We start from the raw sequence: 24,049 nt of genomic DNA on the forward strand, positions 1-24,049 counted from the left end.
AGGCATCCGTCACGGGCAAGGCTGATAAACTGGGTCGCACAAGGAGATTCCATGAGCCAAGCCAACGAAGAAAACCTGATCTGGATCGATCTGGAGATGACCGGCCTCGACACCGACAACGATTCGATTCTCGAGATCGCCACGGTGGTTACCGACAAGAACCTCAACGTGCTGGCCGACGGCCCGGTGTTCGCGATACGCCATGAAATCGACCGGCTGGAATCCATGGACAGCTGGAACATCAACCAGCATCACAAATCCGGCCTGTGGCGCCAGGTGCTGAACTCGCAGACCGACCACGCGATGGCCGAGCAGGCCACCGTGGAGTTCCTGCGCGCCTGGGTGCCGCCAGGCAAGTCGCCGATGTGCGGCAACTCGATCTGCCAGGACCGGCGCTTCATGCACCGGCAGATGCCGCGGCTGGAGCGCTATTTCCACTATCGCAACCTCGACGTGTCCACGTTGAAGGAACTGGCGCGTCGCTGGGCGCCGGAAATCGCCAAGAGCGTGGGCAAGGAATCGGCGCACACGGCGTTGTCCGACATCCGCGATTCCATCGCCGAGCTGCGCCATTACCGGCGCTACATGGGCGAGCTGGGCGGCACGGGCGGATGAGCCCGCGGGCAGCAGGGCACGGCGCGGAGACATCAGCATGACGAACGAATGGTTTGCACCGGTACTGGACTGCGCCGGTCGCGCCCTGTCGCTGGATCGCCCGCGCGTGGTCGGCATCCTCAACCTCACGCCTGATTCGTTTTCCGACGGCGGCATCCACGCCAGCGTGGACGACGCGGTGGCGCACGGCGTGCGCATGGTCGAGGAGGGCGCGGACATGCTCGACGTGGGTGGCGAATCCACCCGTCCCGGCGCCGACGAGGTCTCCGTCGAGGAGGAGTTGCGCCGCGTGCTGCCGGTGATCGAGCAGCTGGCGGCGCGCACGACGGTGCCGATCTCCATCGACACCTCGCGCCCGCAGGTGATGCGCGCGGCGGTGGCCGCGGGCGCGGGCATGATCAACGACGTGTACGCGCTGCGCCGCGACGGGGCGCTGGAGGCGGCAGCCGAGCTGGGCGTGCCGGTGTGCCTGATGCACATGCTGGGCGAGCCGCGCAGCATGCAGGACGACCCGCATTACGACGACGTCGTCGCCGAGGTGCATCGTTTCCTCACCGATCGCCTGTTTGCCTGCGAGCTGGCGGGCATCGACCGGCGCAAGGTGCTGGTCGATCCCGGCTTCGGCTTCGGCAAGACGCTGGAACACAATATTGCGTTGCTGTGCGCACTGGATCGTTTCACCAGCCTGGGCAGCGGGGTGTACGCCGGTCTCTCGCGCAAGCGCATGATCGGCACCCTGACCGGCCGCGCCACGCCGGCCGATCGCGCGGCCGGTTCGGTGGCCGCGGCGCTGATCGCAGTGCAGCGTGGTGCCCGCATCGTGCGTGTGCATGATGTGTTGCCCACGGTCGATGCGCTGGCGGTATGGAGTGCGGTGCAGGCAGCCGACACGGTTCCGCGCCGGGACGATCGTCCGGCGGCGCCGCGCTGGCCCGACGACGATTGAAACGCCCGACTCGACGCGATCCCTTTCTTTCTCGGAATACCACGATGACAGAACGCAAGTATTTCGGCACCGACGGCATTCGCGGCCTGGTCGGGCAGTGGCCGATCAGCGCCGATTTCATGCTGCAGCTTGGTCGCGCCGTCGGCGCCGTGCTCGGGCGCGAGGGCGGCGAGCGGCCCACGGTGCTGATCGGCAAGGACACGCGCGTATCAGGCTACATGTTCGAGGCCGCGCTGGAGGCCGGGCTGGTGGCGGCCGGTGCCGACGTCGGCCTGCTCGGTCCGATGCCTACGCCGGCCGTGGCGTTCCTGACGCGCTCCATGCGTGCCCAGGCCGGCATCGTGATCAGTGCCTCGCACAATCCGCACCACGACAACGGCATCAAGTTCTTCTCCGCGGCCGGCGAGAAGCTCTCCGATGCGGTGGAACTGGCGATCGAGGCTGAACTGGAGGCGGCGTTCACCACGGTCGCCTCCGAACGCCTGGGCAAGGCCGTGCGCGTCGCCGATGCGGTGGCCCGCTACGCGGAGTTCTGCAAGGCCACGGTGGCCGAGGATTTCAGCCTGCGCGGGATCAAGCTGGTGCTCGACTGCGCGCACGGCGCCACCTACCAGGTCGCGCCGAAAGTGTTTGCCGAACTGGGCGCCGAGGTGGTGGCGATCGGCGACAAGCCCGATGGCTTCAATATCAACGATGGAGTGGGTTCGACCCATCCGGAGGCGTTGCAGCAGGCCGTGCTGGCGCATGCGGCCGACCTGGGCGTGGCGTTCGATGGCGACGGCGATCGGGTGATCCTGGTCGATCGGCATGGCGAACTCGCCGATGGCGACGACATCCTGTTCATCCTCGCCCGGCACCTGCGCGCGCAGGGCCTGCTGGCCGGTCCGGTGGTCGGCACCCTGATGAGCAATTTCGGGTTGCAGCAGGCGCTGGATGACCTCGGCGTGCCATTCATCCGCGCCAACGTCGGCGACCGCTACGTCATGCAGCAACTGCAGCAGCACCAGGGTGTGCTGGGTGGTGAAACTTCCGGCCACATCCTTTGCCTGGACCGGGCCAGCACCGGCGACGGCATCATCGCAGCGCTGGCCGTGCTGGAAGCACTGACGCACGCCGGCCATGACCTGGCCAGCGCGCGCCAGGGGCTGCAGAAGTTTCCGCAGGTCATGCTCAACGTGCGCGCCGAGGGTGCGCGCGAGTCGCTGCGGAGCGACGCGGTGCGCGCTGCATTGGGCGAGGTCGAGCGCGTCCTGCAGGGGCGCGGCCGGGTGGTGCTGCGCGCTTCGGGCACCGAGCCGGTGGTACGGGTCACGGTCGAGGGCGCCGACGCGGACGAAGTGCGGCAACTGGCGGATCGCCTCGCCGGAACGGTAAAATCCGCCGCCGAACGCTCGTGAACCTGAGGTAGTACCGGGTCGCCATGGATTGGCCCGACGTGCCCCGCCCCCTGCGGTGGCGGATCAATCGACCGCACGACCCTCCAATGGACGTTCACCCATGAAGCACGTTCCCACCCTCGACATCCGCCGTTACGACAGCGACCGCGACGCCTTCGTCGCGGAAATCGGTGCTGCCTACCGCGAATTCGGTTTCTGCTGCATCAGCGGCCACGGCATTGCACGCGAGCTGATCGACGGCTCCTACGACGTGTTCCGGCGTTTCTTCGCGCTGCCCACCGACACCAAGATGAAGTACCACGTGCCGGGCAGCGGCGGTGCGCGCGGCTACACGCCCTTCAAGGTCGAGACGGCCAAGGACAGCCAGTACGCCGACCTCAAGGAGTTCTGGCATATCGGCCGCGAGATCCCGCGCGATTCGAAGTTTGCCGAGCTGATGCCGCCGAACCTCTGGCCGGCCGAGGTGCCCGACTTCAAGCGCTACGGTTACGGCCTGTACGAGGCGCTCGACCAGCTCGGCACACGCGTGCTTCGCGCGCTGGCGCTGCACATCAGGCAGCCGGAGAACTTTTTCGAGGACAAGACCGACGTCGGCAACTCGATCCTGCGGCCGATCCATTACCCGCCGATCACCGACGAGAATGTGCCGAACGTGCGCGCCGGTGCGCACGAGGACATCAACTTCATCACCCTGCTGGTCGGCGCCAGCGCCGAAGGGCTCGAAGTGCTCACCCGCGAGGGCGAGTGGCTGCCGATCACCACCGAGGGCGACGCGATCGTGGTGAACATCGGCGACATGCTGCAGCGCCTCTCCAACCACGTGTATCCGTCGACCACTCATCGCGTGGTCAACCCGCCGAACGAGAACGCGCGCAAGCCGCGCTACTCGGTGCCGTTCTTCCTGCACCCGAACCCGGACGTGATGCTCGATCCGCTCGATTCCTGCATCACGCCGGACAACCCGCGTCGCTACGACACCTCGATCAGCTCGCACGAATACCTGCTGCAGCGGTTGCGCGAGATCAAGCTGATCTAGGGCCGGGATGCGGGGCGCCCCGTCGGGCGCCCCGCGATGCCGTTGCTACTGGTTTTCCAGCGCGTGGGTGTTCTGCAGGTTGCGGCGGATGTCCTGTTCCAGGTAGTCGATCCAGCCGTTGTAGTTGCGATGGATGCTGCGCTGAGCGCCCTTCTCGCGATAGTTCAGGTTGGTGCTGCGCAGGTAGGTGAGGTTCACCGCCGCGGCGTCGTAGGTGATGCGGATGGTGGCGGTATGTTCGCGAATGTGCAGCGTGCTGAGGATGTCGCCGTCGGCAAGATTGTCCAGGGTCCAGCCGCGGCCTTCGAGCGCATTGATGATGCTGGTCTTGACCTGCGCCTGGCTGACCCCGGCCGGCACGGCGATCGGTGCGGCGGGCTTCAGCGGCGCCGAGGTACAGGCAACGAGCGCCAGCGTGGCCAGAAACACGAGTACCGTCCTTTTCAGCAGTCGATCCATGAGAATTCCCCCGGTGTAATGTGAGTGCGCGGACATGCGCCGCCGGATCATAACCGACGAACGGAAGCCGTCGGCGGCAGCCTGATCCGGCGGGTGATTACGCCATCCAGAAAAAAACGGCGGTCATGCGCTTGGTCGCCGTTTCCAATCCCCAGTACGCGCTGGCGCTGTGGATCAGGTTGGCCTTGTAGACCAGCAGCCGGTTCCAGCGGTGCGCCACGCGCACGTCTTCGACGAACGCATCCGGGCGCACGAAACGGTTGCCCAGGGCCTCGGCCAGGTTGCGATGCGGCGCCAGCACGATGTTGCCCCCGAGCTGGCCGCCGGGCATGCGTTGGCGGAAGAAACTGGTGCCGCAGTGGTCCGGCACGTCCGGGTTGAGGTAGAGCACGGCGGCGTAGCGACACAGGTGCGAGGAATCGGTGTGCGGCTTCACCGAGCCTTCGACCGAGCCGACGACCTGCACGCAATTGTGGTTGAGCCGGGTGCCGGCTTCGCTCTGCTCGACCCAGACCCTGGCCGCACCGGTCAGTGCGCAGACTCGCGCATCCAGTGCCGCCAGTTCCCCATCGAGCAAGGCGGGCATGGCCCGCATGCCGGGCCAGACTTCACCCGTGTGCGGGTAGCCGAGTTCCCAGTCGGCGCGGGCCAGGCAGCGTTCGCGCACGTCACCGGCATTCGGCAGGACGTCGTCCACCACCCAGTAATCGCGGCCTTGTTGTGGTTTGCGGTAGGGGAGCGGGCGCATCTGCGTCGGCATCAGCGACATGTCAGTGGGTTTCCGTGTCGCGATAACGCGTGCCTTGTCGTGCCGACAGCCGCAGAGCCAATCGGTCCGGCATCAGCTGCAGCGCCGTCTTGATGAAACGGTTGATCCGGCCCGGGATGTAGACCGCGTCGCCACGCTCCACCGCGGCAATGCCCTGGCGCACGACCGCGTCGGCGGTCAGCCACATGTAGCCGGGCAGCTTGTCCATTTTTGCGCGCGTGCCGGTGACGTCGTGGAACTCCGACCAGGTGAAGCCCGGGCACAGCGCGCTGACATGGACGCCGCACGCGCTGTTTTCCAGTGCCAGCGCCTGCGAGAACTTGATCAGGTAAGCCTTGCTCGCCGCATACAAGGTGTGGCCGGCCGGCGCCGGAACATGCCCGGCCAGCGAGGCCACGTTGATGATGCGACCGTAGCCGCGCTGGCGCATGCCGGGGAGCAATCGCCAGGCCAGCTCGGTGGGCGCGGTGAGCAGCACGCGCAGGAAATCGGCATGCACCGGCCAGTCATTGGCGTCGAACCTGCCGGGCACGCCGTAGCCGGCGTTGTTGACCAGCCAGTCCACCCGCAGGGCGCGTTGCTCGATGGCATGGCAAAGGTCCACCACCGCCGTCGGCTCGGCCAGGTCGCAAGACAGCACCGTGACCGTGGTCGAGTGCGTCGCGTGCAGTTCCGTCGCCAGCTCCTGCAGGCGCTCGGTACGGCGCGCGGTGACCACCAGGTCATGGCCCCGTGCGGCAAGCTGGCGGGCGAACGCCGCACCGATGCCGGAAGAGGCGCCAGTAACCAGGCTGAGCGGGCGAGCAGGTGTCATCGGTGTTCCCTGTGAGTGCCGCCGCGCGTGACCGGCGGGTTTGCCGATGTCGCGGGCGCTGGCTAAGCTTGCCGTTTTGACGGCTACGGAAGCACACCATGCGCAAGAAACTGGTCGCTGGCAACTGGAAGATGCACGGCAGTCGCACGATGGCCGCCGCGCTCGTCGGCGAGCTTGCTGCCGCCAAGCCGGCGTCGATCGACGTGAACGTGTTCCCGCCTTTTCCCTACCTGGCCGAACTGGCCGCGCAGCACCGTGACAGCGGCATCGGCTTTGGCGCGCAGGATCTGAGCGAGCACGAAGGGCAGGGCGCGTTCACCGGCGAAGTGTCCGGCGCGATGCTGGCGGATGTCGGCGCGCGCTGGGTGCTGGTGGGCCATTCGGAGCGCCGGCAGTACCACCATGAGGACAACGAGCTGGTGGCGCGCAAGTTCGCCGCTGCACGCGCGGCGGGCCTCACGCCGATCCTGTGCGTGGGCGAAACCCTGCAGCAGCGCGAAGCCGATGCCACCGAAAGCGTGATCGCCGCCCAGCTGCAGGCCGTGCTGCGCAGCTCGGGCATCGCCAGTTTCGACACCGCGGTGATCGCCTACGAGCCGGTCTGGGCGATCGGCACCGGCCGTACCGCCACGCCGGAACAGGCGCAGCAGGTGCATGCGTTCATTCGTAGCCAACTGGAAACCGAAGATGCTACACTTTCCCGTCTGACCCGACTGCTTTACGGCGGTAGCGTCAAGGCGGCGAATGCCGCCGAGTTGTTCGCGCAGGCGGACGTGGACGGTGGCCTGATCGGCGGTGCCTCATTGACTGCTGCGGACTTCCTGGCCATCTGCACCGCCGCACACCAGGCGCCCCAGGGCAGCTAGTACACAGGCTCGAATACAAACCTATGTTCGTCATTTTCAGCGTGTTTTACATCCTGATCGCTGCGGCCATGATCGTGCTGATCCTGCTGCAGAACGGTGCAGGCGCGGATGCCGGTTCCGGTTTCGGCGGCGGCGCGTCGGCTACGGTGTTCGGCGCGCGGGGTTCGTCGACCTTCCTGACCCGCGCCACCGGCGTGCTGGCCGGGCTGTTCTTCCTGCTCAGCCTCGGCATGGGCATTTACCTGCATGCCAACGGCGCGCCACAGCCCGCCGGCGGCGGCCTGGGCGTGATGGCCGGTTCGACGGAACAGCCTGCACCCGCAGCGGCGACACCGCCGGCCGCAACCAACGGTTCGGAAGTACCCGCGGCCACGCCGGCCGCCGGCAAGGCCGTTCCGGCAGCGACGCCCGCCGCCACGAACGCAGCGCCGGCCCAGAGCCAGGGCGACGTGCCGCCGGCAAAGCCGTCGGAGCCAACAAAGCACTGAAGCAACACACCTGCCCAGGTGGCGGAACTGGTAGACGCACTACCTTGAGGTGGTAGCGCCGAAAGGCGTGGGGGTTCGAGTCCCCCCTTGGGCACCATTACACTGTTTCAGGACGTCCGATAGAGTCCGAAAAACACAACGAAACCCGCTACTTGGCGGGTTTTTTTGTGCCTGAGCGTCCGATATTGTCCGGTACGGGCCTATTGCATCCGGCCAGAACTGTGAGTAACTTTGGGAGTAACGGGGCCGGGTGGCCGGTTACTCACGGCGGAGTTACTCACATGCTGACCGAGATCAAGCTGCGCTCCCTGCGCCCCCGCGGCGCGTTGTACCGGGTGGCCGACGGCAACGGGCTGGCGGTCGAGGTGCCGGCATCCGGGGCGCTGCGCTGGCGCTACCGCTACCGGTTCGGCGGCAAGGCCAAGATGCTGAGCCTGGGCACCTACCCGAGCGTGACGCTGGCGCAGGCCCGGCTGAGGCGCGACGCGGCCCGCGCCCAGGTGGCGCAGGGGATCGACCCGAGCGCCGAACGGCAGGCCAGCAAGGAGGCGAGGGTAGAAGCCGCGGCCCCGGTCCAGACCTTCCGCCTGGTGAGCGAGCAGTGGATGGCCCGGCAGGACGTGGCCGAGATCACCGCGGCGAAATCCCGCTGGATCTTGGAATCTTTCCTGTACCCGGACCTGGGCAGCCGGCCGATCGGCGAGATCACCGCGCGCGACCTGCTGGACACGCTGCGCAAGGTCGAGGCCACGGGCAAGCTGGAGACCACCAAGCGGGCCAAGGTCAAGGCGGGGCAAGTGTTCCGGTACGCCATCCTTGAGGGGATCACCGACAATGACCCGACCAGCAGCCTGCGCGGTGCGCTGAGGTCGCCCAAGGTGAAACATCACGCCGCCCTCGTCGACCCGGCCAAGGTGGGCGAGCTGCTGCGCGCGATCGACGGCTTCACCGGCCAGTACGTGACCCTGTGCGCCTTGAAGCTGGCCCCGCTGCTGTTTGTGCGTCCGGGCGAACTGCGGCAAGCCGAATGGGCGGAGTTCGACCTGGACGAAGCAATGTGGCGCATCCCCGGCGAGCGCATGAAGATGAAGGCGGCGCACCTGGTGCCGTTGTCGACCCAAGCGGTGACGATCCTGCGCGAGCTCCAGACCTTCACCGGCGGCGGCCGTTACGTGTTCCCGGGCCTTCGCACCGCCAGCCGCCCCATGAGCGAAAACACCATCAACGCCGCGCTACGCAGGCTGGGTTACTCCGGCGAGGAAATGACCGGCCACGGCTTCCGCGGCATGGCGGCGACGCGGCTCAACGAGATGGGCTGGAAGCCGGACGCGATCGAGCGCCAGCTGGCCCATGCCGAATCGAACAAGGTGCGCGAGGCGTACACGCACGCGGCGCAGTACCTGGATGAACGCACCCGCATGATGCAGGCGTGGGCGGACTATCTAGACGGATTGAAGGCCGGCGGCAAAGTCGTCGCCATCAAGCGCAAGGCTGGCTGAGTCGAAGGCGAAGCGACACCAGCATGAAGAATCGGGCAAGGCCCGAAGCGGTGCGACCGGGTGTTAGAGGCACCCGGCCGCACCTTCCACAACCGTTCAATGGAGAACGATCATGGCAAAAGCGAGCATAGCAACCAGCAACGAGTTGAGCCCTTCAGAAGATAGGCGCATCGGTTTCACGCTTGGAAATACCGAGGTCGAACTTATCGGCACTGATCCGAGCGGCCTGTTGGCCGATGCCTACGTTTGGCGCGCGCAGGTGCGAGGTCTTCTGGCTTTGGCAGAATCTGCATCCGAACGTGCGGTTAATGACCCGTCCGTTGCGTATGCGATCGAAAACACCTTGGGTGCCGCGCGCACCCTCTCTGAACTGGCGGAGGCGGCATTGGAATTCGCTTGCCGCTTGCGTGGCGTCGACTACGACGGCATGCACCAGGCAGGCGACGCATGATGAAGAGCGTGAACTGCCCGATAGCGTTGAACAACATGGAGCGCTATTTGCTCCACGTGTTTCGCGTACTGGACGAGCCGGACCGCACGGAGCTTGACCATTTGATGTTGCGAGCTGCCAACGGCGCCCCGGGACGCAATTTCGAATCAAAGTTGGGTCGCGTCTTCCGTGTCGCCCGGGACCGCGGGATCAGGTACGAAGACTATCGGCCAGCGGCCGATCATCGCGCGCGATAAGGGTCGGAAACGGTGGCCGGTTTCGGTCACCGGTTCGGCCACCACCGAACACGCCACGGCTAGGCCGGCCAGCCGAACGCGGGACACCTTCACCCGCTGCCGTGGCGTCCTTTTGAAGGGCGCAGCGAAGGTGCGCAGTCGTGAAGCCAAGTGACTATGAGGCGGTGCTAGCGAAGCGGGCACGCGATTGCTCGGAGCTGATCCGAAACGACGCAGCCGTATGCGAGATGTGGTGCGAAATCGCGAGCCGGTGTGAGTTCGTGCCCGATGCTGCGCATGCCTTCGACAACCTTGCTGGCACCATCGCCGGTCTGCACTTCGCGTTGCCGAAAAAGGCTGCATCGGAACGCTTTGAACGACGCAGGAAGCTGGAGCGGGCAATAAATAAGTTTCGTTCGGAAATTGAGACCTATGAGCGGCAGTCCGGTGATGGCCTACCATCCCCGAGTGATGTGATCTATCGGGCCGATGTTGGAGCGACTACGGATGCATTTCTGCGACAGTTGCCGACACTCGATGTTGCCACCTACCTCGACGCTTTGGCGGATCATTTGCACAGCGCTGAGGGTGGGACCTGGATGCACCCCATGTTGTCCACTCCGTCAGGTCGCTGGCCGAGTACGCCGAATTCATCGGCAGTTATCTGGATCATCAGGGTACAAGATATGGTTGGCGTGCCTAGAGTTTCCGACCGCGACAGAGGTACATTCCTGCGCCTTGCGGTGAGAATGGCTGAACTGATTCAGGCATCCGCGCCGGATTGCGACATTACGCCGAGTCGAAAAGATTTCGAGAATCATCCCGAGTTCACTGGTAACGGTTCGGAGCAATGGCGCTAAACCGCTTCGGCGCCGCCAGGTTTACTGACCTGCCGCCTGCTATTCCTCCACTTCGGAGAACATCGGCGCGGTGCGCAGAAAACACGGAAGAACCCTCGCGGTTTTCTGCAACGAATGAAGCGCCTGATTTGTAGCTTCCTGTATCGCAACGGACCGCGTTGCGTCCAAACAGGCAAGCTGCAATGCAACCTCTCCCCGTCCATTCCGCTCTCCCTGAAACCGGCTACCTGCGATTGCCGCAGGTGCTGGCCGTCTTTCCCGTCTCACGTTCGACCTGGTGGGCCGGCGTCCGCGCCGGACGGTATCCGAAGCCCGTGCAGCTCGGCGCGCGTTGCACTGCCTGGCATGTGGACGAGATTCGCGCCCTGATCGAAGCCACCCGCCAAGGGGAAGCGCATGACCGCTGAGGCAGAGGCGCTGCTGGCGCGGTTTCGTGCGCGCTTGATGCCTCACGGCAAGCTAAATCCAAGCCTGTACGGTGTTGTCGGCGATTCCGCCTATTACGTGCCGGCGCAGTTGTTCCGCGATGCGTGTGGCGGCATACGCCCCCGGGAGGCGGCGCGCATGCTCGCGAGTCTCGGCGTGCTGCAGAAGAATCAAACAGGCGGGTTCAAGCATCGCAAAGCCTTGCCCGATAGCCGAAAAACTGCGCGCGTCTATGTGCTGCATGCCGAGCCGCTCGGCCTGCCTCCGTCGCCCGCCGCTTCGGGCGACTGGCATCGCCCATGACGCCCCCGCCGCTTGAGCTATTGCTGTCCCGTCTGGAAGGCGTGCGCACGTCCAGCCGTGGCTGGGTGGCGCGCTGTCCAGCCCATCAAGACCGCAGCGCCAGTCTGTCCCTGGCTGAGGGGCAGGATGGCCGCGCCTTGGTGAAGTGCTTCGCGGGCTGTGAGGTGCTGGCCGTCGTGTGTGCGGTTGGGTTAGAGCTCGCTGACCTGTTCCCGGAGAGAGTTGCCGACAAGTCGCCGATGGGGCGAGCCGAAGCGCGCGAGGCATGGCGGCAAAGCGGCTGGGCGGCGGCGCTCGGCGTGTTGGCCCGCGAGGCGTCCGTGGTGTTGATTGCCGGCCGCCAGCTGGCCGATGGTCACCCCTTGGGTGACGACGATCAAGCGCGTCTGCGGGTGGCCTTGGAGCGCATCGAAGGCGCTCGCGAGGTGCTGGCATGACGTCGCTTGACGAACAGGCGGAACGCGACCTGGCACGCATGCAGGCGGCGCGCGATGCGAACGGCAAGGCACGTGGCAAGGGGAAGGGGAAGGGCGACAAGGCCAGCGGGACGGAGGCGGCACGCGCGCGTTTCGTGAATACCCTGAGCGAGGCGCTGGGCCGGCCAGGCGTCTACTGGATCGGCACCGCGCAAGATCGCAGCACGGGCGACACCATCGAGGCCGAGCCGCAGTGGATTTGCTCGCCGCTGACCGTGGCTGCGCTGACTCGCGACGCCGGCGGCAACGAATGGGGCAGGTTGCTGATATTTCCCGACCGCGATGGGCAGGAACATCGGTGGGCCATGCCCATGGCGATGCTGGCCGGGAGTGGCGAGGAACTGCGGGCCGAACTGCTGCGCCAAGGCCTGGAGGTCACCACGATCGCCACGCGGCGCGGCAAGCTGACGGAATATATCGGGTTGGCCCGGCCGGGAGCCAAGGCGCGATGCGTACTGCGCACCGGCTGGCACGACGGCGCATTCGTGCTGCCGTCGGCCACCTACGGCGAGTCACCAGGCGAACCCGTGATCTTCCAGGGTGCGACGACCGATGGCGTGGCACTCGCCATAGCCGGAACCATGAACGAATGGCGCGCGCAGGTATCCGTTCCGTGCATTGGTAACAGTCGACTGGTGTTGGCCTTGTCCGCTGCCTTTGCCGGCCCATGCTTGGGGTTGTTGGATGCAGAGGGTGGTGGTTTCCACCTGCGCGGCTCCAGCAGCTCGGGAAAGTCCACTGCGTTGGCTGTGGCCGCGAGCGTGTTCGGGCCACCCGCCTACATGCGGACCTGGCGTGCGACTGACAACGCCTTGGAGGCCGTGGCGTCCCTGTATTCGGATCTGCTGTTGCCACTGGACGAGATCGGTCAGCTTGATCCACGCCATGCCGGTGCGGCGGCCTACCTGCTGGCCAACGGACAAGGCAAGAGCCGTAGCCATCGCGACGGAAGCGCGCGCGCGGCCGCGCGGTTCCGGCTGCTGTTCATGAGTGCGGGCGAGGTGGGTTTGGGTGACCTGGTGACTGCATCCGGGAGCAAGTCGCGAGCAGGGCATGAAGTGCGCGTGATCGATGTTCCCGCTGACGTGGAAGGCGGCCACGGTCTGTTCGAACGGCTCCCCGACAATGTCGCCCCGGGTGACTTCGCCGACCGTCTGAAACGTGCCGCGGCCGAACACCATGGCCACGCCCTACGTGAGTGGCTCGCCGCACTGACGGCGGCCAGTGCCGGCGCGCGCGACGCCTTGCGCGCGCACCGTGACGCGATGGCGGAGGCCTTGTGCGGCCCGGGTGCGGCCGGGCAGGTGCGTCGTGTGGCGCAGCGGTTTGCGCTGACGGCTGCGGCTGGCGAGCTGGCGACGCGCAAGGGGCTGACTGGTTGGCCGCAAGGCGAAGCCGACGGCGCTGCCCGCACCTGCTTTGCGGCATGGCTGCGCGCGCGTGGCACCGATGGCGCGGCCGAGCCGGCGGCGATGCTGGCGCAAGTGCGGCTGTTCCTCGCGCAGCATGGCGAGTCGCGATTCAGCCCCTGGCGTGATGCGGACGAATCGCACAAGCCACGCACGATCAACCGCGCCGGCTTCCGCAAGGGCAAGGATGATGGTGGGGGCCTGGCCTATTACGTCGAGGCCGAGGTATTCCGGGCCGAAGTGTGCAGCGGCTTCGATCCCCGACAGGTGGCACGTACGCTGGCGCTTGCCGGCGCGCTGCGGCTGGACAGCAAGGGCGGATTCACCCGGCGCGAGCGGCTGCCTGATGGCCGTATGGCGCGCGTCTACGTGATCCTGCCGGAGCTATGGGGCGACGACAACGACGAGGACAGCGAGGGCGACGCGTGAGCAGCCTGGCCGCCCTGGAAGAAGAACAGCGTCTTCGCCTGATTCGTTTGGTGCAGGCTGTCGAACTGCCGGTACGTGACGTACTTCGGTTGGCGCGTGGTGACTGTCATCTCCTCGCCGGCCTCCCCGATGCTGCCTGCCTCGCGTATGCACGAGCGCTGCTGGATGCGGCCGACCGAAGAGACGGCTATCAGCCGCACGGCTGGGGGCAGGCATCCACTTGTCTCGGCTGCGGCCCTGTGTGGTTGTGGCACGGCGCACCCGCCCACGTCCTCGCCTGCCCGTGGTGCTGGAACCGGGTTGCCGGCTTTTCCATTCCCCGGCCACCAAGTGAACCCGTGTACAGCGCGCGGGACTCGCAGGGAAATTGGAGCGCCCCTGGAAGGCCAACTGGAGCGGTGAGCAAGTGACCGCTCTCGCCAAACCGCGATATGTGGGTTCAGCTGCTGACCATGAATCCGCCGCCCGGGATCGAGCCTCTGTCACGCTCACGCCGAATGGCGTCACGGTGGAGCAGCGCGAGTGCCTGAAGCAAAAGGGTTCCGCCGATGATCGCCCTTATGCCGGCGCCCCCGGTCCTTTGACCGAAGTAGTTGAAGGTCGGACTCCGCGGATACGTGAACGCTGCGCGCATGGATATGGTTTGGCGGCCTCGCCTGTGTCGTTTGGGCTTGCTGCCACGCTCGAGGCGCTACGAGCGTGCAGTGCTACAGGAACCCCGGTTTCCCCAGTGCTTCTGAATGCGACCATTGAATGCCTTGTGCGAGTCGCAAGCGAAGACCTGCTGCGGAAGGAGCGCAATCGTCTGATTCGTGCTGCAGCTCAATTGCTTCCGGAAAACACGGATTGGGCGCGCGCACGGAGACTGCGCCAGGAAACAAAAACCATGTGGCGGACGTGGAACATCCTGAGAACCCGGGTGCCACGCACTACGAACCCGGGCGTAAGAGACCTGCTGCATGCCGCCGCGTTGGCGTCGAACCTGCCCGACTCAGACCGGCAGTTCTATCGCGTGCTTAGAGAGGACACGGGCTGACATCCAAGGCATTGCCGTGTCAGCGGAATGGCGTGCAAATTCTTCATTGCATCAACTTAGGAGCACGGTGAGATGAACTTCGCGAACCCCAACATTTCAAGCTTCTCCAGGCGATTCGAACAACAGATCGTGTTTCTTTCCCAAGCGGCCGGCAGTGGATATGAAAGGCTCAGGGAAAGCCAGCGGTCCATCAATCAGATTCGCGCCACGGCGTTTACGGATGTGCGCGAAATCGACAACCTGAAAAAGCAGTTCACTCGGTGGACAGGGAAGCCATATTCCCAGGAGCGCACGGAAAACGACTCCGCGAGAGTGAGGCAGTTTGATCGTGAGGTCATGCCTCGCTTGGTGCAGCTCGAACGTGATCAGGCCACGAACCAGGACCGCGTCGCCGCGATGGAAGCTGGCATAGAAAAGGTCCATGGGTGGCTGACTCCAACGGGCAGGTTGCTCGACTCGATCTATGCCTTTCTCGGTGTGCGCGGGGTGGGCAGCGTATTCCCTGAGCAAGCGCGCATTCCCGGCCTGGCTTACCCGGATGTTTCTGCAGGCGACAAGCGCCGCAAGAAGCTGGACGACATCCAGGAACGCATCGGCTTGCTCTTCGTCGAGCAGGAGAATATGCAGAAGGCAAGCGTGCCGGCGGACGAATTCAAGCGAAGGATGATCTCTGACTTCGACTCCTCCTTGATGATGCACAAGCTCACGGGAGTTTATGCCCATGAGCAAAGCTGCTGGCCCGCAAACGATCCTCTTACCCTGAAAGATCTCGCATCCATTTTCGGCGCCGAAACAATCGCGGACCGTCTCTTCGAGATCAGCAAGGGGTATCAGGACGCCTATTCCCCTGTCGATCGCGAACAGCGGCGGAGACGATTGCGCGAACTCGACGCGGAGATCCTGTCGCTCAGTCGCGACGAAGAGCGCGAGGTTCTGGCGCTGTTCGACTCGGGCATTTATGTCACTCGACGGGAAACGGCGAACCCTGCCGTGCTGATCGACATCTGGAACACCGAAGGAGAATGAACATGGTCGCAACTTCGAACGGAAAGGTTGTTGTATGGAATTCTCAAGACTTGCAGAACGCGCTCGCCGCAGGGCACGCTCCCGAGAACATCCTGCTTCCTTCAGAAGATGTTGCGGAGCGGGTCGACGCAGCACGCCGTCAGGGCTATAGCGAAGGCCTCTCCGTGGGCAAGTCCGAGAACATTTCTGCCGCGGCTGGCCATATCGATCCGCGAATCAGGGCGATGATATGCGGAGAAGAGCGCGTGCGCATTTCAGATATCCAGGCAATAACCGACGCTGGATTCCAGGAGCTTTGCCGGCTGGCGATTGCGGAAGGCTGGAGTGTTGAGACGTTCGCTTTGGCGCAGGTTCGCGAAACAAAAGACCGTGGAATTACCTTGGCGCAGATGCGTGCGGACGCACCGCCTGTAGCTATGCACATGAGCCCGGCGAGCGTCGATGGATACGCCACGAAAAAGCCGCTTGGATCGGTTGATTCAATCTTCGAACGGCGGAAGCGTGAAGCCACGGCGTCCGCAGGGGCTCCGAAGTTGCCGTGATATGCGCGTTGTGGACGCGCGCTATCCGACCAGCCGCAGGTGTCGGTAATAACAGCGGCAGTATCGGTCTCGGCTTCTTCCTCCTGCTAGCGGGGATTCCTTCCGGGATGACGATATTCCCCGCGGTAGTTCCGACTACCGCGGGGAGATTCCTATTTGCAGTGGTGCAGGTCTTCTCGCGAATTCCCGTCTCTACTTCCAGCATGCCGCGAGTGGCGCCGGGATCGCCACCATCAATGGGCCGTTACCGATTCCAGCGAGTGCAACTGCAGACCGGGCTTTCCTGCTGCAGCTCCGAGCCGAGCAGACTGTGCGGCGCGCCGTTTGTCGACCGCCACCGCTTCTGTCTGCGGCGACAGGCTGCCGATGATGCATAGACGTGGCAGTGAATTTCATTCACCCGACGCGCGCATCTTCCTATGGCCGCAAGGTGCGCGGCGACCTGGTCTTCCGGGAGCTGTGGGGCGACGCAGATACCTGGTACAGGGAGCGCTATGCACGAGCAGCCCGGCCGCCTTGAAGGAGGGGCAACACGTGCTATCGGCTCACTTGGTGCAGGGTGCCGGACTGCTGGCACGGACGTGCCGCACCTGGCGTGCGGTGACTGCGACTGATCGGCGGCCCATGTCGGCGCCGACCGACTGGCCTATGCATAGGCTTTGCCGGATAGGGCAACCGTCGGGCCCGCGCGCACCGGGAGGTTGGAGGTCGACACCCACTCGCGTCTGCGGTGAGCCTGTAACGCCGTGCAGGTCGGCCACCGTCGGATGCTCGGCTGCCCGAGTGTCGATGTCGACCTGCCATCTGCGGCGCGCGCGTGGGCAGGCGGGGCGAGAGACCGGCAGCGCGAGCCTTGACCTCTTGGGTCCTCCCCGGGCTGGCTGCTGTGCGGGTAGCACAGCCGCAATTCCTGGGTAGTCAGTGCCTTGTGATTTGTATTGACCGACGGAGTAGCACAGATGACGAACGCACAAGAAAGCACCGGCGAAGTGGCACACGAAGTGCTGCCGTCAACTTCGGGTGACCTTGGGCTTGATCTGCTAGGCCTGCGCCTGAATGGCGCGCAGCTGGGTGCGATGCTCGACGTCTCGAGGCAGGCCGTATCGGCCGCCGTGAAGCGGGGCACCATTTCACCTGCTGGGCCCGATGGTCTGTTCGACGCGAAGCGCGCCGTGCGCGAATGGATGACGAACAGCCACCCGGCACGAGTGCGCGCACGCGCGCTGAGACCTGGTGCCGAGGCAGTGGCCGATTTGCGTGAGAGATTGCAGGTCCTGGTGAATGAGGTTGCCAAGCTGCGTGCCACTCTGGCCGATGAGCGATCGCACGGCGAACAGCGAGAGCAAGCAGCAGCGTTTCGCGCACACGACGAGGCCGAACAGCAGTTGTGCCGGTTCACGGATGCCCTGCAGTCGCGTTGGGCCGAAGGATCTGCGGCGCTTGATGCTGGCCACCTGGCGCGCTGGATAGAGGAACTCGCAGCAGTGGAGTACTCCGGGCTCGACTTGGAAGAATTCCGGCGCGACTTCCCGGAAGGCGAGGAAGAAACGCCGGCCGAGCCGAGTGCCTGACCGTATCGGACGAGGCTGGCCGCTATTTGTCCCGGGTAGCGGCCTTACCCGGGACAAACCCGGGACAGCGCAGGCCGCGCCACGCTTGAATGTCCCGGGTGTCCCGGGTGTCCCGGGTAGATACATAAAGATTCCGATGCGGTTCCATGTTCCCGTGCCGGCCTTTTCTCCAGAATTCCTGCACCACCCTTCACCTTGACGAAATTTGCCCGGGACACTCGGGACACCCGGGACATGGCGCCCCACTTGGGTTTCAGCGTCCCGGCCTTGTCCCGGGCAAGGCTGCTACCCGGGACAAATAGCGGCCAGCTACGTCCGACATCGGCCGACCGTCGCGCGTGTGGCTCCCCCGTCCGCATCCCCCATGTTGCGCGCGAGTGCGTAGGGCTGTAAGGTGACGCGTCACGAAATAAGCGAGGGTAATGACATGGCGCGTCCATTGATTGGCACCGCCCCAATGACGGCAGCTGAGCGCGCGAGCAGGTATCGCCAACGCCGGCATGAGCGCCAGCGCATTGCCATGCGCAAGCCCGCCGAAGCAACATTGCCGGCCCTGCTGGCCGAACTGCGAGAGGCGGTGAAGGCGGGTGCCGTAAACACTGCGGAGCCGATCGTGAAGGAGCTGCTGCGCCGGGCGAAGGTAACCCGTGACGCGTCACTAAACTAGCCCGCACGACCAGCATCGGCACTTGGTACGGCGCCATACTGTGCCTGGTCGAACAGTACCGCGAGGACGGCATGGCCATAGTGTCGACGGTGCCGGTCGGCACGGTGGCAGGGCGGCACGGCGGCACGGGCCAGCTTAGGTTGACGAGGCATCCGCGACATCGAGCTCGAGAATCATGCACTCTCGTAATGCAAGGCCGCGGCGCTCCGCCAGACTGTTGAGGTGGCGGCATGCTTGCTTGCGACCTTGCGCGCGGTAGGCAAAGGACCGCATCCAACCGGATCTGATCATTGCGCCAACGCTTTCACGATGGCGGTGGCCAGCCCTATCAACGCGGCCGCCAATGCCAGTCTCTGGTCGAGTCGGGTGCTTGAAGGGTGGACGGAACGCCCCTTTGGTGTTGGTGTACGCTTCTTCACGGAATCGGCTCCTATGCTTGATTTCAATCTGAGCCCCACGGCGCAACCACCGTCGGGGCTTCTTTTTGTCTCCGTTTCACCGTGTGCGGACCAATTTGGCGTGTCAACGGGAAACTATGCGTAGGCTGCCTCGCGGCGTGCCACTGTCGCCAGGCCGGGGCGGTGTACCAGTGGGTCGGTACATCGCGCACGTTGAGGACGTTGCACACCGTGGGACTTCTTCTTCCGTGCTCAGCACCCTTGGCGCTATCAATTTGTCGCCACCGGGTGGTGCGTTTCCATGCGGCGATGTGCCATCACGAGCAACAGGACCCATCCGTGAATCGGGCATCTGCCAGCCGATTGCGATGTACCTGCCCCTGGTACATGCTGCCGCTGGCGGCCAATCCTCAGCAATCCTCAGTTCCGGCATGTAGGCGGGCTCGCATGAGGGCGAAGTGCTCGCCGGCAAGCTTCGTTTGTGAGTAACTTTGGGAGTAACTTTCTAGACGGGTGGCTGCAATGCTTGGTATTGCTGGATTTTCGCTGCCCCCCTTGGCACCAACCCTGACCTTGGCCATCTGCGGCCAGGATCGCGAAAAGCCGCCGCAAGGCGGCTTTTTCGTTCGATGGCTGCGTGGGCCATGGCGCTTGCATCTCGATCGTTCGAGGCATGTGCACGGCGAGTTTCCGCACAGCTTCCGTAGGATTGCACCGACATATCGGCAGCGGACTGGCGTGCCATCCTGCCTGCGTTTGCGGGGATGAGGGTTGGGGGCTGATGTCCGGCGTCATGCAAGGGGATGGCTGCATGCTGACGATTTCGCTGCGCTGCTCGGGATACGGCTGGAGCGTGTGTCGGCACGACGCCGCACTGTTCAGCCAGTTGCCGCTGCGGCAGGCGATCGAACTGGCGCGAACCGTTGCGCGTGACGAACACCGGCGTTCGCGCCAGCCGGTCCGCGTCGAGATGGCGGGTGCGCGCGGGCATGTCGTGCTGGCCCGTTTCGCGAAGGCGGTCGACGGTCGGGGGATGCATCCGGCCCTCGACACCCGCTGCACAGGGGCTTGATTGGCGGGCGCGCGCGGTCGGTGCAGTTCAGTGCAAGAATCTGTGCCGGCCGCTTGCAATGGGGTGGCGGCCGGCCTACTTTCAAACAACCCAACCAAGGAGGGCGTCACGTGATCAGTGTGGTCCTGGTGGACGATCATGAGCTGGTGCGCACCGGCTTTCGGATGATCCTGAAACAGCAGCCGGACATCGAGGTCAGCGGCGAGGCGGGCAGTGCGGAAGAAGGCTTGCGCCTGATTCGCAACCTGTCGCCGGACATCGCCCTGGTGGACGTGCACATGCCCGGGATGAGCGGGATCGAGCTTACCGAAAGGGTGAACCGATCCAAGCTGTCGACCCACATCGTCATCGTGACCGTGGTCGATGACGCGCGTTTCCCCAAGCGCCTGCTCGATGCCGGCGCGCTGGGTTACCTGACCAAGGGGTGCAACGCGGACGAGCTGGTGGCGGCCGTGCGACAGGTGGCTGGCGGGCGTCGCTACCTGGCCCCGGCGGTGGCCCAGCAGCTTGCGTTGGCCACGCTCGACGGCAGCGCCTCGCCGTTCGATGCGCTCTCCAGCCGGGAGCTGGAAGTGGCCATGATGCTGGTGCGCGGCAAGCCGCTCACGATCATCGGCGAGCAGCTCAACCTGAGCCCGAAAACCGTCTCGACCTACAAGCAGCGCCTGATGGAGAAGTTGCAGGTGGACCATGTGCTCAGCCTCGCGCATCTGATGACCGTGCACGGACTGATCGACACGCCCAGCCATCACGTCGGCAATTGAACGCGGTTCGGTACGCTGATCGCCGGTACCGGATTCCAGGCACGAAAAAAAAACCGGACTCGCGTCCGGTTTTTTCGTTTCGACACTCGGGTGGATCAGCCGTGCGATTCACCACTCGAACGACCGTCCTCCGGCCGCGGCTCCGCTCGCGGCTTGTCGGCTTCGCTTGCCTGGACGTGAGGCGTCGCGTTGCCGGATGAGGCGAGCAGGTCGCCCTGCTTGGGCAACGATGCGGCGACCGGTGCCTGCGCGTGGGTCGTCGGGCCCGTGGATGGCTCAAGCGGTGTCGTGGCAGGCGTGACGACAGGCGACGCCGGCGCGGTGGTCGGCCGAACGGTGTCGGCCGCTGGGGTGGCCGGCGTCGGAGTCGCCAATGGCGCGGCCACCGGTGCCGCAGCGATTGCCACGCGAACCGGCGATTCGGTCGGCCGCGGGCCGGCGGGCAGGCTGGATGCCCCCGTCTGGGCCACCGCCGGTTCCGGGCGGAGGGACGTCGCATCAACAGCGACGCGATCAGCATGGCGCGGCAGCGGCGACTCGACCCGAACCTGGGTATCGGCACTGCGCGGTGGCGTCGCGGCAGCGGACAGGGTGGCCTGGGCCGGCGCCGGTTCGGCATCGGTCGATGGCGCAGCGGAATCGGGGATCGGCGGCAGCGTCGGCAGGATGAAGCTGGCGGCGGGCAAGGCAACAGCCGGCTTGTCCATGGACTTGTCGGAAGGCACGGTGCCGGTCGCCGAGAGGATCTTGTCGGTTGCCGGTTCCCGCGCGCTCGTCGGTGCAGACGACGAAGGTGCGGTCACGGCGGAGATGCCGGCAGGGGCCGGAGCGGGGTGCGACTCCGTCTCCTTCGATGCTGCGGCCAGCGCATCCGGTGTCGCGGCGGGACGTGGCGTGCGGCGCGCCGCGGCGGTCACGGTGTCGGCGGTAGCCGGCGCCTTGCCGGGCTCGTCGCGGTCCTCGTCGTCCAGGGCTTCGGCTTGCGTCGAATCCAGCGAACCGTCGACGGCGGTCGTGTCGTCATGACGGCGACGGCGACGGCCGCCACGGCGGCCGCGGCGGCGACGCGACGTGCCGGCATCACCCTCGGCTGCCGAGTCGGTCGGATTCTCGTTCTCGCCCGGCGCCGTCGGAACCACTTCGGCGGCACCGGCGGCGAGCAGGGCTGCGGCCTTGGCAGCCTCATCCGTTGCCTCGATGGGCGCGCGCTCGGCACGCTCGGGGCGCGGCGCCCGCTCCGGACGCGGCTGTTGCGGTGCGCGTTCGGGGCGTGACGCGGCGGCGGACTCGACGGCCGGCGCGGGCCTGGCCGGCCGCTCGGCACGCGCGCTCTGGCTCTGCGGCTGAGCGGGCGAACGCGACGCCGCTTCGTTGGTGCGTTGGCGATTGTTGCGCGCTTGCTGCTGGGCGCCGGACTTCTGGCTTTGCGGCGATGGCGAGTCGCGGCGCGGCTGGCGGGCGGATGATGCCTGCGTGCCATTCGTGCCGCGCGTGGCGTTGCGCGGACCGTTCTCCTCGCGGCGATTGCGTGCGCTGCTGGTCGGTGCCGGGGCGGGCGTGGGCGCGGCGGCTTCGGCATTGCGGAACCAGCCGAACAGGCGCGAGAGCAGGCCGCCGGTCGGAGCGGCGACGGCAGCACGCGGGGCAGGCATCGGGCGTCGCGGCGCCGGCTGCGTTGCCGCCACCGGGGCCGGCACTTCCTCGCGCACCGGGGCAGGGCTGCCCGGCACGATGCCGCTCACGGCGGGCTGCTCGCCGCTGCCCAGGGTCTGGCCCATCTTCGGCAAGTCCGTGGCGGTCACGGCGGTGAGCATTTCGTAGCTGGGCTTGCTGTGCTCGCCCATGTCCGCTTCGCGGATGCGCTGGATCTCGATGTGCGGGGTCTGGAGCTTTTCGTCGGCGACGATCATCACGTGCACCTTGTGGCGCAGTTCGATCTCCACCACGCTGGCGCGCTTTTCGTTGAGCAGGAAATTGACCACGCTCGAAGGAGCCTGCACCAGCACCTGGCCGGTGTTGTCCTTCATTGCGTGTTCCTCGATCAGGCGCAGGGTCGACAGCGACAGCGATTCCACGCCGCGGATATGGCCGTGGCCTTCGCAACGCGGGCAGGTGATCTGGGTAGCTTCGCCGAGGCTGGGGCGCAGCCGCTGGCGCGACATCTCGAGCAGGCCGAAACGCGAGATCCGGCCGACCTGCACGCGGGCGCGATCGAGCTTCAGCGCTTCCTTCAGGCGATCCTCCACCTCGCGCTGGTGGCGCGGACTGTCCATGTCGATGAAGTCGATCACGATCAGGCCGCCGGCATCGCGGATGCGTGCCTGGCGCGCCACTTCCACTGCGGCCTCGCAGTTGGTGTTGAACGCGGTCTCCTCGATGTCGCTGCCCTTGGTCGCCTTCGACGAGTTGACGTCGATGGCGGTCAGCGCCTCGGTCTGGTCGATCACGATCGAGCCGCCCGACGGCAGCCGCACCTGGCGGTCGAACGCGCTTTCGATCTGCGTCTCGATCTGGTAGCGGGTGAACAGCGGGGTGTCGTCCTGGTACAGCTTGAGCTTGCGCAATGCGTTCGGCATTACCTGCTGCATGAACTCGCGCGCGTCGTTGAACAGCGGCTCGTCGTCGATCAGGATCTCGCCGATGTCGCTGCGCAGGTAGTCGCGCAGGGCACGGATGAACAGCTTGGATTCCTGGTAGATCAGGAATGGCGCCTTCTGCTTGCCGGCCGCCTCGGAGATCGACTTCCACAGGGTCAGCAGGTAGTCCAGGTCCCACTGCAGTTCTTCGGCGTCGCGGCCCAGGCCGGCGGTACGCACGATCAGGCCGACGTCATCCGGCACGGTGACGTGGTCCAGCGCCTCCTTCAGCGCCTGCCGGTCCTCGCCCTCGATCCGGCGCGACACGCCGCCGGCTTTCGGGTTGTTCGGCATCAGCACCATGTAGCGGCCGGCCAGGCTGATGAAGGTGGTCAGCGCAGCGCCCTTGTTGCCGCGCTCTTCCTTCTCCACCTGCACGACCACTTCCTGGCCTTCCTTGACCAGCTCGCGGATGCTCGACTTGTGGTGGTCGAGGCCCGGCGTGAAGTACTCGCGGGAGATTTCCTTCAGCGGCAGGAAGCCGTGGCGCTCGGCGCCGTACTCGACGAAGCAGGCCTCGAGCGAAGCCTCGACCCGGGTGATTCGGCCCTTGTAGATATTGGACTTTTTCTGCTCCCGCGAAGGGATTTCGATGTCCAGGTCGTACAGGTTCTGGCCATCGACAATGGCCACGCGCAACTCTTCACGCTGAGTCGCGTTGATCAACATGCGTTTCATGGTGGTTATCCTCGGCTTGGCCGCGCGTCGCGAGCCACGGTGGCGCCTGGAATGGCGGCCTGCCGGGAATCGCGCCGCAGCGGTTAAGCGGCAAAAAAACGGCACCGTTGCCGGTGTCGGGGATGATTCGGTCAGCTGCGCCTGCTGTCGCAATGCCGTATGGCAACGGACAAACACCAGCCCAAACCGTTACGATGAAAG

At 65.6% G+C, this 24,049-nt stretch carries 23 protein-coding genes and 1 tRNA gene; 20 read left to right on the forward strand and 4 right to left on the reverse strand.

What is annotated here, in order from left to right:
* Window positions 1-51: 51 nt before the first annotated feature.
* From orn to ACVCMB_RS02475, 4 genes are all read left to right on the forward strand, one after another.
* Complete coding sequence (orn, locus tag ACVCMB_RS02460) at window positions 52-615, forward strand: oligoribonuclease (protein ID WP_395118278.1); 564 nt, start codon at window positions 52-54, stop codon at window positions 613-615.
* Window positions 616-652: 37 nt separating this feature from the next.
* Window positions 653-1,561, forward strand: coding sequence for a dihydropteroate synthase (gene folP / locus ACVCMB_RS02465; protein ID WP_447106055.1), 909 nt, complete (start codon window positions 653-655; stop codon window positions 1,559-1,561).
* 44 nt (window positions 1,562-1,605) lie between these two features.
* Window positions 1,606-2,958 carry a phosphoglucosamine mutase gene (gene glmM, locus ACVCMB_RS02470; protein ID WP_395118282.1) on the forward strand — a complete coding sequence of 451 codons (1,353 nt, stop codon included), beginning with the start codon at window positions 1,606-1,608 and terminating at the stop codon, window positions 2,956-2,958.
* 100 nt (window positions 2,959-3,058) lie between these two features.
* Window positions 3,059-3,994 (forward strand): isopenicillin N synthase family dioxygenase, encoded by a 936-nt coding sequence (locus ACVCMB_RS02475; RefSeq protein ID WP_395118284.1) that lies wholly within the window; start codon window positions 3,059-3,061, stop codon window positions 3,992-3,994.
* Window positions 3,995-4,039: 45 nt separating this feature from the next.
* Here ACVCMB_RS02475 and ACVCMB_RS02480 read toward each other — a convergent pair whose 3' ends face one another.
* From ACVCMB_RS02480 to ACVCMB_RS02490, 3 genes are all read right to left on the reverse strand, one after another.
* Complete coding sequence (locus tag ACVCMB_RS02480) at window positions 4,040-4,453, reverse strand: hypothetical protein (protein WP_447106056.1); 414 nt, start codon at window positions 4,451-4,453, stop codon at window positions 4,040-4,042.
* 97 nt (window positions 4,454-4,550) lie between these two features.
* Complete coding sequence (locus ACVCMB_RS02485; RefSeq protein WP_447106057.1) at window positions 4,551-5,222, reverse strand: DUF6445 family protein; 672 nt, start codon at window positions 5,220-5,222, stop codon at window positions 4,551-4,553.
* 1 nt (window position 5,223) lies between these two features.
* On the reverse strand, window positions 5,224-6,036 hold the full coding sequence (locus tag ACVCMB_RS02490; RefSeq protein WP_447106058.1) for an SDR family NAD(P)-dependent oxidoreductase: 813 nt from the start codon (window positions 6,034-6,036) through the stop codon (window positions 5,224-5,226).
* 98 nt (window positions 6,037-6,134) lie between these two features.
* Between ACVCMB_RS02490 and tpiA the strand changes: the two genes are divergently transcribed.
* The 16 genes from tpiA (at window position 6,135) to ACVCMB_RS02570 (ending at window position 20,534) form a co-directional block, all read left to right on the forward strand.
* Window positions 6,135-6,902, forward strand: a complete 768-nt coding sequence (gene tpiA / locus ACVCMB_RS02495) for a triose-phosphate isomerase (protein WP_395118291.1) — start codon at window positions 6,135-6,137, stop codon at window positions 6,900-6,902.
* A gap of 23 nt (window positions 6,903-6,925) precedes the next feature.
* Window positions 6,926-7,390: a preprotein translocase subunit SecG gene (gene secG / locus ACVCMB_RS02500; protein WP_395118293.1), complete on the forward strand. Its 465-nt coding sequence runs from the start codon at window positions 6,926-6,928 to the stop codon at window positions 7,388-7,390.
* A gap of 12 nt (window positions 7,391-7,402) precedes the next feature.
* Window positions 7,403-7,487: transfer RNA gene (locus ACVCMB_RS02505), tRNA-Leu, on the forward strand.
* Window positions 7,488-7,671: 184 nt separating this feature from the next.
* Complete coding sequence (locus tag ACVCMB_RS02510) at window positions 7,672-8,889, forward strand: tyrosine-type recombinase/integrase (RefSeq protein ID WP_447106059.1); 1,218 nt, start codon at window positions 7,672-7,674, stop codon at window positions 8,887-8,889.
* Window positions 8,890-9,001: 112 nt separating this feature from the next.
* Entirely contained in the window at window positions 9,002-9,340 is a 339-nt protein-coding gene (locus ACVCMB_RS02515) for a hypothetical protein (RefSeq protein WP_447106060.1), read from the forward strand.
* Between the two features lie 496 nt (window positions 9,341-9,836).
* Window positions 9,837-10,415, forward strand: coding sequence for a hypothetical protein (locus ACVCMB_RS02520; protein ID WP_447106061.1), 579 nt, complete (start codon window positions 9,837-9,839; stop codon window positions 10,413-10,415).
* 182 nt (window positions 10,416-10,597) lie between these two features.
* Complete coding sequence (locus tag ACVCMB_RS02525; RefSeq protein ID WP_447106062.1) at window positions 10,598-10,822, forward strand: helix-turn-helix transcriptional regulator; 225 nt, start codon at window positions 10,598-10,600, stop codon at window positions 10,820-10,822.
* The gene (locus ACVCMB_RS02530; RefSeq protein WP_447106063.1) at window positions 10,812-11,144 is read left to right on the forward strand and encodes a hypothetical protein; all 333 of its coding nucleotides are present in this window, start codon (window positions 10,812-10,814) and stop codon (window positions 11,142-11,144) included. The genes ACVCMB_RS02525 and ACVCMB_RS02530 overlap by 11 nt, the downstream gene beginning before the upstream one ends.
* Window positions 11,141-11,581 (forward strand): hypothetical protein, encoded by a 441-nt coding sequence (locus ACVCMB_RS02535; RefSeq protein WP_447106064.1) that lies wholly within the window; start codon window positions 11,141-11,143, stop codon window positions 11,579-11,581. The genes ACVCMB_RS02530 and ACVCMB_RS02535 overlap by 4 nt, the downstream gene beginning before the upstream one ends.
* Complete coding sequence (locus ACVCMB_RS02540) at window positions 11,578-13,458, forward strand: DUF927 domain-containing protein (RefSeq protein WP_447106065.1); 1,881 nt, start codon at window positions 11,578-11,580, stop codon at window positions 13,456-13,458. Before ACVCMB_RS02535 ends, ACVCMB_RS02540 begins: the two co-directional genes overlap by 4 nt.
* Window positions 13,459-14,566: 1,108 nt before the next feature.
* Window positions 14,567-15,520, forward strand: a complete 954-nt coding sequence (locus ACVCMB_RS02545; RefSeq protein ID WP_447106066.1) for a hypothetical protein — start codon at window positions 14,567-14,569, stop codon at window positions 15,518-15,520.
* Entirely contained in the window at window positions 15,517-16,062 is a 546-nt protein-coding gene (locus ACVCMB_RS02550) for a hypothetical protein (protein ID WP_447106067.1), read from the forward strand. The genes ACVCMB_RS02545 and ACVCMB_RS02550 overlap by 4 nt, the downstream gene beginning before the upstream one ends.
* Window positions 16,063-17,021: 959 nt before the next feature.
* Window positions 17,022-17,633, forward strand: a complete 612-nt coding sequence (locus tag ACVCMB_RS02555) for a hypothetical protein (RefSeq protein WP_447106068.1) — start codon at window positions 17,022-17,024, stop codon at window positions 17,631-17,633.
* A 427-nt stretch (window positions 17,634-18,060) separates the two neighbouring features.
* Window positions 18,061-18,300, forward strand: a complete 240-nt coding sequence (locus ACVCMB_RS02560) for a hypothetical protein (RefSeq protein ID WP_447106069.1) — start codon at window positions 18,061-18,063, stop codon at window positions 18,298-18,300.
* A 1,209-nt stretch (window positions 18,301-19,509) separates the two neighbouring features.
* Window positions 19,510-19,770: a hypothetical protein gene (locus tag ACVCMB_RS02565; protein WP_395118301.1), complete on the forward strand. Its 261-nt coding sequence runs from the start codon at window positions 19,510-19,512 to the stop codon at window positions 19,768-19,770.
* Window positions 19,771-19,880: 110 nt separating this feature from the next.
* Window positions 19,881-20,534: a response regulator gene (locus ACVCMB_RS02570; protein ID WP_395118303.1), complete on the forward strand. Its 654-nt coding sequence runs from the start codon at window positions 19,881-19,883 to the stop codon at window positions 20,532-20,534.
* 95 nt (window positions 20,535-20,629) lie between these two features.
* Here ACVCMB_RS02570 and ACVCMB_RS02575 read toward each other — a convergent pair whose 3' ends face one another.
* Window positions 20,630-23,848, reverse strand: coding sequence for an Rne/Rng family ribonuclease (locus ACVCMB_RS02575; RefSeq protein ID WP_447107202.1), 3,219 nt, complete (start codon window positions 23,846-23,848; stop codon window positions 20,630-20,632).
* Between the last annotated feature and the right edge of the window lie 201 nt (window positions 23,849-24,049).

It is taken from the genome of Rhodanobacter sp. UC4443_H10 (assembly GCF_052978325.1).